At 64.3% G+C, this 15,658-nt stretch carries 15 protein-coding genes; 3 read left to right on the top strand and 12 right to left on the bottom strand.

Features of this window, described 5'->3' with window-relative positions:
- Positions 1-6: 6 nt before the first annotated feature.
- From F3J20_RS17985 to F3J20_RS18010, 6 genes are all read right to left on the bottom strand, one after another.
- Positions 7-750 carry an SDR family oxidoreductase gene (locus F3J20_RS17985; protein WP_167039008.1) on the bottom strand — a complete coding sequence of 248 codons (744 nt, stop codon included), beginning with the start codon at positions 748-750 and terminating at the stop codon, positions 7-9.
- A gap of 76 nt (positions 751-826) precedes the next feature.
- On the bottom strand, positions 827-1,657 hold the full coding sequence (locus tag F3J20_RS17990) for an amidohydrolase family protein (RefSeq protein WP_167284093.1): 831 nt from the start codon (positions 1,655-1,657) through the stop codon (positions 827-829).
- Positions 1,658-1,664: 7 nt separating this feature from the next.
- On the bottom strand, positions 1,665-2,711 hold the full coding sequence (locus tag F3J20_RS17995) for an aldo/keto reductase (RefSeq protein WP_167284094.1): 1,047 nt from the start codon (positions 2,709-2,711) through the stop codon (positions 1,665-1,667).
- 278 nt (positions 2,712-2,989) lie between these two features.
- Positions 2,990-3,391: a DUF1493 family protein gene (locus F3J20_RS32415; protein WP_167284095.1), complete on the bottom strand. Its 402-nt coding sequence runs from the start codon at positions 3,389-3,391 to the stop codon at positions 2,990-2,992.
- On the bottom strand, positions 3,363-3,764 hold the full coding sequence (locus F3J20_RS18005) for an STM2901 family protein (protein WP_167284096.1): 402 nt from the start codon (positions 3,762-3,764) through the stop codon (positions 3,363-3,365). The genes F3J20_RS32415 and F3J20_RS18005 overlap by 29 nt, the downstream gene beginning before the upstream one ends.
- Before the next feature lie 104 nt (positions 3,765-3,868).
- Complete coding sequence (locus F3J20_RS18010) at positions 3,869-4,342, bottom strand: type VI secretion system tube protein Hcp (RefSeq protein WP_167284097.1); 474 nt, start codon at positions 4,340-4,342, stop codon at positions 3,869-3,871.
- Positions 4,343-4,677: 335 nt separating this feature from the next.
- Between F3J20_RS18010 and F3J20_RS18015 the strand changes: the two genes are divergently transcribed.
- Positions 4,678-5,223 carry a hypothetical protein gene (locus tag F3J20_RS18015; RefSeq protein ID WP_167284098.1) on the top strand — a complete coding sequence of 182 codons (546 nt, stop codon included), beginning with the start codon at positions 4,678-4,680 and terminating at the stop codon, positions 5,221-5,223.
- A 19-nt stretch (positions 5,224-5,242) separates the two neighbouring features.
- Here F3J20_RS18015 and F3J20_RS18020 read toward each other — a convergent pair whose 3' ends face one another.
- Together F3J20_RS18020 and F3J20_RS18025 are read right to left on the bottom strand one after the other, a co-directional pair.
- Positions 5,243-7,810, bottom strand: a complete 2,568-nt coding sequence (locus F3J20_RS18020) for a GNAT family N-acetyltransferase (protein WP_167284099.1) — start codon at positions 7,808-7,810, stop codon at positions 5,243-5,245.
- A gap of 330 nt (positions 7,811-8,140) precedes the next feature.
- Positions 8,141-9,742, bottom strand: a complete 1,602-nt coding sequence (locus tag F3J20_RS18025) for a peptide chain release factor 3 (RefSeq protein ID WP_167284100.1) — start codon at positions 9,740-9,742, stop codon at positions 8,141-8,143.
- 288 nt (positions 9,743-10,030) lie between these two features.
- On the opposite strand from F3J20_RS18025, the gene F3J20_RS18030 reads away from it, so the two are divergent.
- Positions 10,031-10,522, top strand: a complete 492-nt coding sequence (locus tag F3J20_RS18030) for a hypothetical protein (RefSeq protein ID WP_167284101.1) — start codon at positions 10,031-10,033, stop codon at positions 10,520-10,522.
- Positions 10,523-10,558: 36 nt separating this feature from the next.
- Here the strand turns inward: F3J20_RS18030 and F3J20_RS18035 are convergent, their stop codons facing one another.
- From F3J20_RS18035 to F3J20_RS18050, 4 genes are all read right to left on the bottom strand, one after another.
- Positions 10,559-10,855, bottom strand: a complete 297-nt coding sequence (locus F3J20_RS18035) for an H-NS histone family protein (RefSeq protein WP_167038991.1) — start codon at positions 10,853-10,855, stop codon at positions 10,559-10,561.
- Between the two features lie 338 nt (positions 10,856-11,193).
- Complete coding sequence (locus tag F3J20_RS18040; protein ID WP_167038989.1) at positions 11,194-11,397, bottom strand: hypothetical protein; 204 nt, start codon at positions 11,395-11,397, stop codon at positions 11,194-11,196.
- Between the two features lie 589 nt (positions 11,398-11,986).
- Positions 11,987-12,247, bottom strand: a complete 261-nt coding sequence (locus tag F3J20_RS18045; protein WP_167038987.1) for a hypothetical protein — start codon at positions 12,245-12,247, stop codon at positions 11,987-11,989.
- Positions 12,248-12,344: 97 nt separating this feature from the next.
- On the bottom strand, positions 12,345-13,826 hold the full coding sequence (locus F3J20_RS18050) for a sigma 54-interacting transcriptional regulator (protein WP_167284102.1): 1,482 nt from the start codon (positions 13,824-13,826) through the stop codon (positions 12,345-12,347).
- A 303-nt stretch (positions 13,827-14,129) separates the two neighbouring features.
- Between F3J20_RS18050 and F3J20_RS18055 the strand changes: the two genes are divergently transcribed.
- The gene (locus F3J20_RS18055) at positions 14,130-15,530 is read left to right on the top strand and encodes a GntP family permease (RefSeq protein ID WP_167284103.1); all 1,401 of its coding nucleotides are present in this window, start codon (positions 14,130-14,132) and stop codon (positions 15,528-15,530) included.
- The last annotated feature ends 128 nt before the right edge of the window (positions 15,531-15,658 follow it).

Consider the following 15,658-nt stretch of genomic DNA (forward strand, 5'->3'; position numbering starts at 1 on the left):
GCAGAATCAGTTCGACCAGCCGCCGTCGATCACATGGGCCTGGCCCGTCGTGAAGGACGACTCGTCGGACGCGAGATACAGCGCCAGCGCGGCGATTTCTTCCGGCTTGCCGATGCGGCCCATCGGCTGGCGCGCGACGAAAGCGGCCTGCACCGCGTCGAGCGTCGCGCCCTGCGCCTGAGCCTGCGCGGCGATTCGCTGTTCGAGCGACGGCGAGGACACCGTGCCCGGGCAAATCGCGTTACAGCGTACACCACGCGTGACGAAGTCCGCGGCGACGGCCTTCGTGAGCCCGATCACCGCGGCCTTCGACGCGCCGTACGCGAAGCGGTTCGGCACGCCCTTCACGCTCGACGCCGCCGACGACATGTTGATGATCGAGCCGGCGCCCTTCTCCAGCATGCCCGGCAGGAACGCGCGGATCATCCGGTACATCGCCTTCGCGTTGAGGTCGAACGCGAAGTCCCAGTCTTCCTCGCTGCATTCGAGGATGTTGCCCGCATGCACGAAGCCCGCGCAGTTGAACAGCACGTCGACCGTACCGACCTCGGCGGCGAGCGCCTTGATCGCCGCGCCGTCGAGCACGTCGAGCTTGCGCGCCTCGACCGGTTTGCCCGCGAGTCCGTCGATGCGGATGTCGGTGGCGATCACGCGCGCACCTTCGCGCGCGAACAGTTCGGCGGTGGCGAGACCGATGCCTTGTCCCGCCGCGGTGATCAGGGCCGTTTTGCCGGCCAGTCTTTGTGTCATCTACGACTCCAGTTGGGTGGGCTGCTAACGTTGCTGAATGACCTGAATGGCCTGAATGGTCCGGGATGGCCGGCGCTCAGAGCCGGTAAAACGCGGCGGCGTTCCCGCCGAACACGGCGTTGCGCTCGGCATCGCTCAACGACGCCAGCAGCGTGGCCGCCACCGAATGCCAGAGCAGATAGTCGCCGTTCAGTTCGAGCACCGGCCAGTCGCTGCCCCACATCAGACGCGCGGGGCCGAACGCCTCCAGCAGATGCTCGACGTAGGGCCGCAGTGTGTCCTCGGTCCAGCCCGGCGACGCCTCGGTCGCGAGCCCCGAGAGCTTGCAGTGCACCTGAGGCAGCGCGGCGAGACGCGTGATCGCATCGCGCCACGCCTGATAGCCCGCCTGGCCGTAACGGATCGGCGGCTTCGCGCCATGATCGACGACGATGCGCAGCGCCGGAAAACACTGCGCGAAGGTTTCGACGTACTGGACATGGCGCGTGTAGATCAGCGCATCGAAGGCGAGATCGTGCGCGATCAGCGCGTCGACGGCAGGCGCGAGATCGGGGTTCGCGATCCAGCTGTCGTCGGGATGGTCCTGCAACATCGGCCGCACGCCCTTGAACTTCGGCTCGCGCGCGAGCGCCCCGATCAGGTCGGGCGCGTTCGGCAGCAGCAGCGGCACCCAGCCGACCACGCCGGCAATCGACGGCTCGTGCCGCGCGAGGTCGAGCAGATAGCGCGTTTCGTCGAGCGTGGGCGCCGCCTGCACGACCACGGTCCGCTCGACGCCCGCCTGCTCGCGCAGCGGCCGCAGATCCGCGGGGCCGAACGGCCGGTAGAGAATTTTCAGCTCCGGCGTGAGCCACTCGTAGTCGCCACGCGCAGGGTCCCAGTAATGCTGGTGAGCGTCGATCGGCATGATCCAGTCAATCCTTGGGGGCGGGGGCGGGGGCGCGCGCGTCGAGCAGACCCTCATCGCGCAACGCGGACCACAAGGCCGCGGGGATCGGCTGCTCGAACGACGCGACGTTCTCGCGCAATTCGTCGGCACTGCGCGCGCCGGTCAGCACGGTGGCGACCGCCGGATGCGCATACGGAAACTGCAACGCGGCGGCGGCGAGCGGCACCTGATGCACGCGGCAGACCGCCTCCAGACGCGCGACGCGCTCGATCACGTCGGGCGGCGCGTTGCCGTAATTGAACTTCAGATCGCCCGCGACGCCGCGCGCCAGAATGCCCGAATTGAACGCGCCGCCTAGCAGGATGCCGACGCCGCGCGCTTCGCACGCGGGCAGCAGATCGTCGAGGGTGGTCTGTTCGAGCAGCGTATAACGGCCGGCCAGCAACGCGCAATCGATATCGAACTCGGCCAGCGTGTCGAGTATGACGGCGCCTTCGTTGACGCCGAGGCCGACCGCCTTGATCGCGCCCGTCGAGCGCAGCCGGTCGAGCGCGCGAAAGCCGCCGCCTTCGGTCAATTGCCGCCAGTAGTGCGGGTGCTGAGCGCCGTGCGTGAGCCGGCCGATGTCGTGCACGAGCAGGATGTCGATGTCGACGATGCCGAGGCGCTGCTGGCTATCCTCGAACGACCGCAGAATGCCGTCGTGCGTGTAGTCGTAGATCGCTTCGAACGGCAATGGATTCTGCCAGCCCTCGCGGTCGTCGAACGGCGTGGTGCGCGGCACGAAGCGCCGCCCCACCTTGGTGGAAAGCACGTACTCGCCACGCGGATAATGACGCAACGCGGTGCCGAGCCGATGCTCGGCCTTCGTGTTGCCGTAGTGCGGCGCGGTGTCGAAGTAACGCACGCCGGCGTCCCATGCGGCGGCGATGGTCGCATGAGCCTCCTCGTCGGACAGATCGTGGTACAGGCCGCCGAGCGGCGCCGTGCCGAGACCCAATCCGCTCACTTGCAGCGAGCCGCGGCCGATACGGCGCCGCTGCCCGATCTTCGAACCGATCGCTGCGGTCATTGAGCGCGTCTCCTTGTTGACCGGAGTGAGGGCTTTCTTGGGCTAGCGATCCGAAGTGGGTGCTTGAGCGCCTACTCGGGTCCCGTGCGAAGCTCTTTCTCCGGTTCCATGCCTGGGTGTCTGGTGTTTTACCATGCGCGAACGGGATTTGCCCACTGCGTTACCGGATTGATGCAGGGCGGGTTTTGATTGGAAGGGGAACGAGTAGACGCGTGCACTTCGCGATGGACTCAACACCGTTGCAAAAAAAGCCCGTATGTCAGCGGGCCGTTCGGTTATTACTTTTCCGGCTCCATCAGGCGTTGGCTATCCCACATACCGAGTTCGATAGCACGTTGGAGCATCCCGGCCGTTAGTTTTGTCGATTCGTTTTTTTCGCGTACCTCTTTGCGAAATTTTTTGAAGAACAGCGCGAATAAAAGCGTGCATACGGTAGAAAAAATATTGACGCCCCCCCCATCAAAATACTTATCGTATGTAAAGTCGCCGCTCCTGATCTGGAATACCTCGAAGAAGTCGGGAAAAAAATGTACGGCATCGTGTCCATCCATTCCCAAATCCCATCGAATATCCATATCAGGCCGCAATACCTCACGCAGAGACAGATATTTCCGCTCTCTCAGGAATTTCTCGAGCTGTTGCCATGCCTCTTTAGCCGAGTGCTCCGACCGTTCGATCACTGATTCTGTCCTCTGGTTTTGCGAGCTTGTTGAAGTGCAAAGTAGTCGTGAGATCAATCATAACAACGTCATAAACCACGATCATCGCGCCAATTTGAGGCGTCCATCGACCTACAACGGCCCCAAGATTGCACGTCATTGAAAAGCGCAAGGCCGCCATAGACTGATTGGTCAGCGTTGGAACTCTAACTGGAAGATTGAAATCAAGAAGCTCCCTGGCGATCTGCGATGCGATGGAAATTCCGGGCGTAGTGCCTGCAAATTTCTGTCTGGTTGTGAGAAACGGCTGACCGATCAAGAATGCAATAATCGCAGCAACATCCGCCGCGCCCAGTCGCTTACATATTTCCTCCGTCAGCACCGCAATGTACAACTCACAGGCCGTAAGATCATTGCGTCCCCATACGAATAGTGATTTACTGGAGACGTTGACTCGTCATTTAGTAGCCGCTCGCATTCATTCATTGCTGCGTAATCTCAACTGACATTATTCTGCTTCACATCAATCAACGCAGTCACTGTCCCCCGACTGCCGCCAGTCGCGCTTTGCACTACATATTCCTTCTTGATGCGTGCAAACGACAGCGCGACAGGCTCCAAATCCAGGCCGTCATTGGCCGCCGGCTCAACGTGCGAAACAATCACGTCGTACAGCGTGATTTTCAGATACTCCAGAGGAGCACCGCCGGCCTTACGCATGGTGAGCACGGCCTTAGGAACATGTGTTCCCCGAAAACAGTAACTCGCCAGATTAGGACTTGCACGATCGATCCTGTGTACGAAATGCAAATCCGAAACTGTTGCCCTAGCTGCACCACGACCCGAACCGGAATGCATGCTGGACTGCTGTGTGATTTTCCAATTCCAACCAAGAACCTCGATTTCATCAGGATACGTTGTGTCCTGCGATTCACCGGTGATACCGTCGATCTTGATAAAGATATCGGCCATTTCAATTTCCGTTTATTTTCGAATTTCCTTGACGACTCCTCGCTACCGATTCTAATTGCGGATTCATCTTAAATTTCAATATTTAATTTCAGGATAGTCATTTTTAACAATCTAATTGTGTCGCCCCCGTTAGGCAAGGTAATCAGGGCATTTTCTGTCGGGCCGCACGCTATTCGTTGCTCTGCGCTCAACGCCACGAACCGCTACACCCCAACATTCATGGCGCGGCCCCAGTTTCACTCCCGGCATCGTGACCACTCCCCCACATGGTTTAGAATGGCGACCCTTCCAAAATTACGCCGCATGAGCAGACTCGTGCGCGCATCGATTGAGCAATGGCCAAACTTCTGACCGATTCCGAATTTCAGCGCTTTTCCGAACTCCAGCAGAAGCAGTCGAGCTTCACGATCACCCCTGAAGAAGCCGACGAACTGCGCGACATCGTCGCTCACGCGCAAAAGCGCCGCGACGATCGCGCCGCCGCGATGCAAAGCATCGAGACCTTCATCCAGCAATTCGACATCACGCCCGACGAGCTGTTTTCTTCCGAACAGATCGGCGAAGCGGCGCGCACCTTCGGCCTGATTCCGGCCGCGCGCAAGGAGCGCGTGCTGCCGCCGTCGCTGACGTTCAACGGCAAGCCGTATCAATGGACGACGCGTGCGCTGCCCGACGAAATCCGCGTGCCGCTGTTCGATGCGTTCAAGGGCGGCGAGTCGGTGAAGTCGTTCATCTCGACGCTGAAGGATGCGAACCGTTGTGCGGCGACGATCGCGCGGCTCGAGCGCGAAACCGGCGCGGTGTACGCGCAGGCCTGGCTCGACGAACTCGCCGTGACGCGCGAGCAGGTCGACGAGGCCGCGGGGAAGCTGGCGGCGTAAGCCGGGCTGGCTCAACCGCTCAACGCGCGGGCTGCGGCTCCCCGAACTTCGGCCCGCTCTTCGTATCCGCCTCGACGCTTTCGTCGAGCGCCATCCGGAAGCCGACCACGCCGGGATCGTCAGTCCGCGTGATCGTGAAGCCGCTCGACCTCGCGAGCGCGATCATCGCGCCGTTCTCGCGCAACGCCTCGCCCACCAGCCAGTGAGTGCCGCGCGCCCGCGCGTACGCGATGATCCGCTGCATCAGCAACTGGCCGAGGCGCCGGCCTTTCTGGTCCGAGCGCACGGCCACCGCGAATTCGGCCGTCTCGTTGTCGGGATCGGCCACCGCGCGCACCACGCCGAGCGTCTGCGCGACGCCCGCTTCGTTGTCGATCGTCGCGATCAGCGCCATTTCGCGGTCGTAGTCGATCTGCGTCATGCGCGCGAGCTGCGAATGATCGAACGCCCCGACCGCGCCGAAGAAGCGCAAGCGCAAATCCTCGGGCGTCATCGCCTGCACGAAGTCGCGATGCGCGATTTCGTCTTCGGGACGAATCGGCCGCACGGTCACGCGCATGCCGTGCCAGTCGAGCGTCTCCTCGAAGCGGCGCGGATACGGCACGATCGCGAGGCGGCTGCGCTGCGCGCCGAGACTGAGCACGGGATCGACCACCGTCACGCGATCCGCGTAGACCCTGAGCCGCAACGCAATCCCGACGATCTCGCGCACCTCGCAGACCGCCTGCGAGAGCGACGTCAGCGCCGCGAGCGTCGGCTCCGGCGCGACGAGCCGCGCGTAGTGCGAACGCGTGACGATATCGCGCGCGAGCATCGGGTTGAGCGGCGGCAGGCCGTAGACGCGTATCGCCTCGAACACGCCATCGACGGGCGGCGTGGTGAAGCGGAATACGGGGCCGAAGTTGTCGTCATCGTGGAGTTCGACGGTGATGTCGACGATGGGATTTGGGGGCTGTGCCGTAGCGTTTACCGTAGCGCTTGGCGTCGTACTGGCGGTGTTGCCTGGCGCGCTGCCCGTTGCCTCATCTGTTGCTTCGTTCGTTGCGCCGCCTGTTGCGCCATCGACCACGCCGCCCGCCGCATGACTTGCCGCGCGCCGCGCCGCGTCCGCGCCCTCATGCCCCTCCACCTGCAAGCCGAAGCGCCCCAGAAACCGCGCCGCCGCGGCCCCCGCGAGCCGGCTCTCGCCCGCCGCCAGCGTCTCCCGGACCTGCGCCTGCGCCGCGTCGATCGCCTCGGGAATCCGCGCGGGCAAACCCTCCGGCGTTTGCATCAGCAGTTCGCGGCCGAGCCGGTAATCGACGAGACGCGCGAACGCGCGCGCGAGCCGCTGCGGCGTCGTATGAACCGGAATGCCCTGCGCGTGCAACGCGTCGCGCATCGTCGCATCGACGCCGCCGAAGAAGCACGCGAGCAGCCCTCGATACGCGAAACGCTGATGCTCGATCAGCGCCTGCGCGACTTCGCCAACCGGCGCGCCATGCGTCGGCGCGTGGACCACGAACGCGGTGCCCGTGTCGCGATGCTCGGCGAGCAGCTTCAGCGCGGTGCCGAAATGCTCGGGACGCGCGTTGTCGCCGAGTTGCAGCGGATTGCCGCCGGCCGCGTGCGGCAGCGCTTCCCGCAGCGCCTCCGACACCTCGGCGGGCCACGGCGCGAGCATGCCGCCGGCGGCCGCGAACGCATCGCAGGCGAGCGTCGCGAGCCCCCGGTCGCTCGTAATCAGCGTCGCGGTGCCACCCGCCGCCACACGCCCCACGCCGAGCGTTTCGATTTCGTCGAGCAGATCGTCGAGCGCATCGACGCGCACGAGGCCCGCGCGCCGGAACGCGGCGGTGTAGAGGCCATCGGCGGGATCGGCGCGGCCCGAGCGCAGCGCCAGCACCGGCTTGTTGCGCGCCGCCGCGCGCGCGGCCGACATGAACTTGCGCGCGGCCCGCACGCTATCGAGTTCGAGCAGGATCGCGCGCGTGCCGGGATCGCTCGCGAGGTAGTCGAGCACGTCGCCAGCGTCGACGTCGGCTTCCTCGCCGAGCGCCACCGCATGCGAAAAGCCGAGCCCGCGCGCTTGCGCCCAGCCGAGCACGGCGTTGGTCAGCGCATTCGACTGCGACACCCACGCGACGCCGCCCGCCTTGACCGTGCACGACGGCGCGCCGAGATGCGCGCCGAGCGCCGGCGACACCACGCCGAGGCTGCCCGGCCCGACGATGCGCAGCAAATGCGGCCGCGCCGCCGACAGCGCCTGCCGCAGCGCGAGCCGGCTTTCCTCGCCGCGCGCCTCGCCGACGATGATCGCGGCGCGCGTGCCCATGCCGCCGAGCCGATGAATCAGCGCGGGCCACGTCGCGGGCGGCGTGCAGATCACCGCGACGGTAGGCGCTTGCGGCAGATCGCCGGCATCGCGAATCACCGCGTGGCCGCCGAGCGTTTCGTACTTCGGATTGACCGGCCACAGCGGGCCCGTGAAGCCGCCTTCGAGCACGCGCGCCCAGACCATCGCGCCGGTACTGCCCGGCCGCTCGGACGCGCCGATCACGGCGACGGATTTGGGTCGGAACAGGGCGTCGAGATTGCGAACGGTCACGGGCGCTCCATGCGGTTGGAGTGGAAAAGAGCCGGCTTCGCGACGAGGCGGGCGCTTCCGTCAGCATAGGCGAAGTCGGACGCGCATTCCGGATTGCCGGTGATGGAGCGGTATGTGCAGGCGCTGGGGGCTTGGCTGCGGGATGAGGTGCCGAAAATGCGGCGATGCGTGTGGTTGACGCACTGCGCCGCAGTATCGCGGTGTCGCGATGTTCCGCGCCGCAAAGAAAAAACCGCGTCGATATGAACCGACGCGGTTTTTTCTCCATGCAGCGCTGAAAAGCTCGGAGGCGAAGCGGCGAAAAGCGGACTTATCGCTCGCCTCACGCCCTTACATCGTCCTCCTGAACGGTGCCCCCGAGTGCTCGCGCAACTCGTTGAACACGATCTTCGGCCACGCCTTCTGCGCGACTTCGATCTCCGACACGTGCGAGGCCAGATAGGTCGGCGCGTCGGACGCATCGAGCGCGATCCGCGCCGAGTACGAATCGGTGAAGCGGCGCAGCTCGGCCGCGTCGTCGCAGGTCACCCAGCGCGACAGGCGGTAACGCGCCGGCGCCATGCGCACGTCGACCTTGTACTCCGTCGACAGCCGGTGCGACACCACCTCGAACTGCAGCTGGCCGACCGCGCCGAGAATCATCAGGCCGCCCGCTTCGGGACGGAACACCTGAATCGCGCCTTCCTCGCCAAGCTGCTTCAGCGCTTCGCCGAGTTGCTTCGCGCGCATCGGATCGACCACTTCGACGGTCTGGAAAATTTCCGGCGCGAAGAACGGCAAACCGACGAATTGCAGTTGCTCGCCTTCGGTCAGCGTATCGCCGAGACTCAGCGTGCCGTGATTCGGAATCCCGATGATGTCGCCCGGATACGCCTCGCTCACGGTCTCGCGGCGCTGCGACAGGAACGTCACGACGTTGTTCGCGCGGAACGTCTTGTTCGAGCGCGTGACCTTCACCGCCATGCCGCGCTCGAAACGCCCCGAACACACGCGGATGAACGCGACGCGGTCGCGGTGCGCGAGGTCCATGTTCGCCTGCACCTTGAACACGACGCCGGTGAACTTCGGCTCTTCGGGCAGCACGGGGCGCTGCACCGTCATGCGCATCGACGGCGGCGGCGCGAGATCGACGAGCGCGTCGAGAATTTCCTTCACGCCGAAGTTGTTGATCGCCGAGCCGAACAGCACCGGCGATTGCTGGCCCGCGAGGAACTGCTCGCGATCGAACGCGGGCGTCGCGCCGCTGATGAGGTCGATCTCTTCCTTCGCGCGCACCCATGCGTGGCCGAAACGGCGCTCGCCTTCCTCGTCGGAGAGCGCCTGCAGCGTTTCGACTTCGCCGCCGGCCGTGTCCTGACCCGCGCGGAACACGCGCACCTGGTCGCGCTGGACGTCATAGACGCCCTGAAAATCCTTGCCCATGCCGATCGGCCACGTGAACGGCACCGCCGACACGCCAAGGTGCTGCTCGATTTCGTCGAGCAGTTCGAGCGGCTCGCGCACTTCGCGGTCGAGCTTGTTGATGAAGGTAACGATCGGCGTCTTGCGGCTGCGGCAGACTTCGAGCAACTTCAGCGTCTGCGCTTCGACGCCGTTCGCGCCGTCGATCACCATCACGGCGGCGTCGACCGCGGTCAGCACGCGGTAGGTGTCTTCGGAGAAGTCCTCGTGGCCCGGCGTGTCGAGCAGGTTGATGACGCAATCGCCGTACTCGAACTGCATCACCGAACTCGCGACCGAAATGCCGCGCTGCTTTTCGATCTCCATCCAGTCGGACGTCGCGTAGCGGTTGCTCTTGCGGCCCTTCACGGTGCCGGCAATCTGGATCGCGCCCGAGAACAGCAGCAGCTTTTCGGTCAGCGTGGTTTTACCCGCGTCCGGGTGGGAAATGACCGCGAACGTGCGGCGGCGTTTGAGTTCGGAGACTGACATCGGATCGGGCGGTCACGGAAAGGGGTTCGGGCGATTGCCGCGGCCTCGGGCGGCCGGTATGCCGCGCGTGGCGCGGCGGCGTCGAGTTGCGGGAGTCGGACGAGAGCCGGGATCGACCGGCTCGTGCCGCGTCGAAAACGACGGGCGAACGGGTCATGGCTCAGCGTTCGACAATGCGGGAATCGCCGCGCAAGGTGCGAATGATACACGTCCGGCGCGGCGGCCGGGGGAAAGGGGGTCGGTGGAAACGGCGCGATGGGCGGGGCATGGGCCGCCCGATGCTCGGGCATGGACGCCGGCGTGCGCATTCGCGCGGGAAAGGTGAGCGTTTTCGGGACTCTCGCCAATGGCAATCGAAACGCGACGAAAGGTGAGGATCGCGAAGATCATCCCTGCACCTGCTACGGCGCACGGAACGTAAAAGCAAGCCGTGGAGAAACGGCGGCAACGCTCTGCATCGCTATCGATACGCCGCGCCGAACCGCTCGAAAACGCCTGGAAACGCCCGCCAGCAAAGGCGGGTACGGGTTTTCGGCAAGCGCTGTATGCCACCGGAACGCAGCGGCGGCGTATGCGCCCGGCGGTGCGTCGCGCAATAAAACCTGGCTCACCGAAGCGAGCACGCGAGTCTCGAACGCATCGACAAAGCTCGCGACTCGCATTCGAACCCGGCTCAAAGGTGAGCGTTTTCAGGACCTGGACAACGGCGCGGATGAAAGCGGATCACATCGGGAAAAGAAGGCGGCAGCGAATCACGGCGAGCATCGACGCCTTCGATAAGCGTCGGTGAGCATGGACCAACGGCGCCGGAACGCCTCAAACGTCGATCAGAAAACGCTCGCGATTCTTGCCGGCCAGCCAGGCGGGCGAACGCCCGCGACCGCTCCACGTTTCGCCAGTTTTCGGGTTGCGGTACTTGGCAACCCCTGCCGAAGCAGCCTTGCGCTTCGGCTTCGCCGGGCTCGTGAAACCGAGTTCCTCGGCGGTGAGATCGTATTCGGCCACCTTCTGCCTGATCTCGGCAATGGCCTGCGCGATTTCGCGTTCGCGAGCCACAGCGACTTCCTTATGGAGTTTTTCGAGTTGTGCGGTCAACTGTTTGTAAGAGGCCATGCCGGTGCTCCCCACTCATTGGACGAACTGCTGTGCTGTGCGGACACTATCAGAGGAATCAAGCACAGCATAGTGAATCGCGCGACCGTGTGAATGCGGCGTATACCTGGATGGCTTGAATGACCGCGCGAGCCGTGCCGCCCGCGCGATGAGTGCGATGGGCACGAGGCACACTCAAGGCGCTCAATCGTCGACGATCGGGAGGGCGCACCGGCCAGCGCTTTTGCGGCTTCGACCAGTCAGCCGCGCGAGCGCGATAGGCGCATGCCGGGTCGAAAAAATTGCCCGGCCGAAGAATGCATGGACTTCCTTGATTGCCGGAATCAGGTTCCCGGCAATTAAACTTTCCGCCGTTTTTCGAGTGCATTAAGCGCCGCATTCAGGCGTTTGACGCGAGTGGCCTGCGACGGCACCAGAGCCGCGCAGGAAACCAGTTCGATCCGGTTGCGCCAATAGGACAACGGAATACGGTCTTCTGCGGAAATATGGGAAATTATCTGCTCCAGATGCTCAATGTCTTTTTCGAGTTGCTGATGATTCATTGCTTTTCCCCGTTTTCTATTGATTAATATCGAAGCAAAATCGAAACATGAGTGCGATAGCCAGCGCACGCTGACATGGCCCGACCGTGAGCGGAAAATACTTCCTGAGCGCCTGCTAGCATCAGAAAAACCCGGCAAAATCTGCCCGCCGGGGGTTAAATCGCTAACGGTTTAAAAAGAATACTGCTGTCGAACTTCGCGTTCCGTTACCTTCCGCACCGACGACGTTCGACGGTGAACCCGCTAACGCTTAATCCATGTTCTCGCGGAAAATAATTGTGGGGGTACACGGCGCGCCTCCGGTAAAGCGCCGCTCGTAAAAGCCATGTTGTATGTCAACCCGATATCGGACGTGTATTACACGCACCGATTTGTGACGGCCATGCGCTCGTCGAAATAATACGAGCATGCTAAATAAAGAGATTGAGGCGGTGGAAAAACGATTAACTGGCGCAGCGTCAATGTATAGCGCCTGAAAAGCCCGCATGTTTTACTGGATCGCAATCCGCAGAAAGCGCCGGTGCCGTAGCGACTGTACGGGCGGCGCCGGCGTTGCACCGGCGCGGCGTTGGCGTGACTGGCGTGCCGGTTACTTCGCGCGGCAGGCGTAGATCAGGCTGAGCGTGCCGCCCTCGCTCGACTGACGCACGACGTCGTATGCGCCGCTGCAGCTGGCGCTCGCCTGTTGGGAACACGAGTCGGAGCCGACCGGACATTGCACGAGCGTGGTCGCGCGGCCATCCGAGAGAAACAACGGCGCACTGCTGCTGCAACCGCCGAGCGCGACGACCGCACCGGCAGCCAGCATGATGCCCGAACGGCGCGCGAAGAGAGAAAGACAGCGTTTCATTGGATGCCCCGATCACGTCTTGTTGTTCGATCACGCGATTGTGCCACGCGGCACTCGCACTGCGTCACTTGCGGCGGCATGCGCGCGAACGCGCCGCTCAGACCTCGATGCCGTGCGCCGCGATCTTCTTGTACAGCGTCGCGCGGCCCATGCCGATCTGCTTCGCGGTGTCGATCACACGGCCGCCGTTCGCGCGCAACGCATCGCTGAGGAAACGCTTCTCGTAGGCGGCCATGGCGTCGCTCCATAAGGCCGGTGCGGCGGCGATATCCGCGAGGTCCGCGGCACCGGAGGCATGGGCCGGCCCGGCTGCCTTCGGCAAGACGGCGGCAAACGCGCCGCCCTGCCCCGCGCCGAGGAACGGCGCGAGCGTGCGCGCGTCGATCCGCTCGCTGTCGGACAGCATCACCGCGCGCTCGAGCGTGTTGCGCAACTCGCGCACGTTGCCGGGCCAGTCGTATGCACAGAGCAGGCGCAAGGCGTCGTCCTGCAATTCGAAGTGAGCGCCGCCGCGCGTCTGCGCCGCGAGGTCTTCGAGCATCGCATACGCAAGCGCTTCGATATCGGACGGACGCTCGCGCAGCGCGGGCGCGTGGATCGTCAGCACGTTGAGCCGGTAGAACAGGTCCGCGCGAAAACGCCCGGCCGCGACTAGCGCGGGCAAGTCCACCGAGGTCGCCGCGATGATCCGCACGTCCGCGTGCGCGATCCGGTTCGAGCCGGGCGGCTCGAATTCCTTGTCCTGCAACACACGCAGCAGCGCGCCCTGCAACGGCAGCGGCAGATCGCCGATTTCGCCGAGAAACAGCGTGCCGCCGTTGGCAAGCTCGAACTTGCCGACGCGCCCCTTGCGGTCCGTGCCCGCATACGCGCCGGGCGCGGCGCCGAACAGTTCGGCTTCGAGCAGCGTCTCCGGAAGCGCCGCGACGTTGACGCTCACGAGCGGCCGATGCGCGCGCGCCGAGCCGCCGTGGATCGCATGCGCGAGCAGTGCCTTGCCGGTGCCGGTTTCGCCGGACAGCAGCACCGGCGCTTCGAGTTGCGCCGCGCGCCGCGCCTGGCGCTTCACTTCGAGCGACGCCGCGCTCGTGCCGACGAAGCTGCCGAACGTATGGCGCGCGCGACGCGCCTGCGCGAGCGACTGGCGCGTCGCGATCAGTTCCTGCTGCAGCCGCGAGTACTGCGAAAAGAGCGGCGTGAGCGCCTTCAATTCGTCGAACAGGGCGAAGCCGACCGCGCCGATCGTCGCGCCGGCGTCGTCCTTGAGCGGCAGACGCGTAACGACGAGCGGTTCGCGATCCGTCTCCATGATGTCGAGCAGGATCGGCTTGCCGGTGTTCACGACCTCGCGCATCAGGCTGTTCGGGATCACCGCTTCGCAATCGCGGCCGATCGCCTGCTGCGGGTCCGGGAAGCCGAAGCGCGCCGCGTAGCGCTTGTTGATCCAGACGACGCGCGCTTGCGCGTCGACGATGAAGGTGCCTTCGCTGAAATTCTCGAACGTGCGAAAGAGCGAATCCATCGCCCGGCGCAATACGTCGCCGTAGGTGGCGGGCAAGCCCGCCCAGTCGGTCATCATGCTGTCGCTGTCTCCACGTATCGTAGTGCTTGTTTTTGTCTCTTTTCGTGGACACGATTATCTCCATTTAGAGACACGCGGCAAAGCCTGTTTTATTGAGGTTTATCCTAGGTTTTGACTATCTTCAGCACAATGACGTCCCGAATCGGAGACGTTTCTGTACAATCGGCCGCGTTGCCTCGCGATGCCGTCACAAGCGTCCGGCTCACGCCATCGGGCACGGCACGAGCACGCGCTTTCGCCGCCGCCCCGCCGTATCGTCAGCGCGGCCTACATGCAGAACAACCAAGCTTTGGAGACTCAATGTCCTTTGTCATCGTCCTCGCCGCGCTGGCGTTCCTGATGTTCGCCGCGTATCGCGGCTACAGCGTCATCCTGTTTGCGCCGATCGCCGCGCTCGCCGCCGTTCTCGCCACCGAACCCGCCGCCGTCGCGCCCGTCTTCACGAGCATCTTCATGGACAAGATGGTCGGCTTCGTGAAGCTCTACTTCCCGGTGTTCCTGCTCGGCGCCGTGTTCGGCAAGGTCATCGAACTGTCGGGTTTCTCGGAAGCGATCGTCGCAGCCGCGATCCGCTATATCGGCCGCTCGCGCGCGAATGCGGTGATCGTCGCGGTGTGCGCACTGCTCACCTACGGCGGCGTATCGCTGTTCGTGGTCGTGTTCGCGGTCTACCCGTTCGCGGCCGAACTGTATCGCCAGAGCAATATTCCGAAGCGCCTGATGCCCGGCGCGATCGCGCTCGGTGCGTTCTCGTTCACGATGGACTCGCTGCCCGGCACGCCGCAGATCCAGAACATCATCCCGACGACGTTCTTCAAGACGACCTCGTGGGCCGCGCCGACGCTCGGCGTGATCGGCTCGCTGTTCATCATCGCGGTCGGCCTGACGTATCTCGAATGGCGCCGCCGCGCCGCGATGGCGACCGGCGAAGGCTACGGCACGGAGCTCGTCAACGAACCGGAGCGCGTCGAGTCGAAGCAGCTGCCGCATCCGCTGCTCGCGGTTGCGCCGCTCGTCGTGGTCGGCGTCGCGAACTTCCTGCTGACGCGCTGGATTCCGACCTGGTACGGCCCGACCTACACGATCACGCCGGACATCCTGCCCGGCCTGCATGCGCCGGTCGAAACGACGGTCAAGGCCGTGGTCGCGATCTGGGCCGTGCAGGGCGCGCTGCTGCTCGGCATCGTGATGGTCGTCGTGACCGCGTTCGGCCGCGTGAGCCAGCGCTTCGCGGTCGGCACCAAGGCGGCGGTCGCGGGCGCGCTGCTCGCGTCGCTGAACACGGCGTCGGAATACGGCTTCGGCGGCGTGATCGCGGCGCTGCCGGGCTTCCTCGTGGTCGGCGATGCGCTGAAGAGCATCCCCAATCCGCTCGTCAATGCGGCCGTGTCGGTCAGCACGCTCGCGGGCATCACGGGCTCGGCGTCGGGCGGCATGAGCATCGCGCTCGCGGCGATGTCGGACGTGTTCATCAAGGGCGCCGAAGCCGCGCACATTCCGCTCGAAGTGCTGCATCGCGTGGTCGCGATGGCGAGCGGCGGCATGGACACGCTGCCGCACAACGGCGCGGTCATCACGCTGCTCGCGGTGACGGGGCTCACGCATCGCCAGTCGTATCGCGACATCTTCGCGGTCACGGTCATCAAGACGTTGGCCGTGTTCTTCGTCATCACCGTGTATTACGCAACGGGCCTGGTTTAACCCCGACCTAACTGCAGTTCAACCGCATCGGTTCGCACGGGGCGCGGGCGTTTTTACCGGCCCCGCCGCATTGATCTGATAGATCGGCATTACTCCCACCTCGACAAGCCGCCACTGAAGCAAGAGGA

This window comes from Paraburkholderia sp. Cy-641 (assembly GCF_011752945.1).
Taxonomy (GTDB): domain Bacteria; phylum Pseudomonadota; class Gammaproteobacteria; order Burkholderiales; family Burkholderiaceae; genus Paraburkholderia.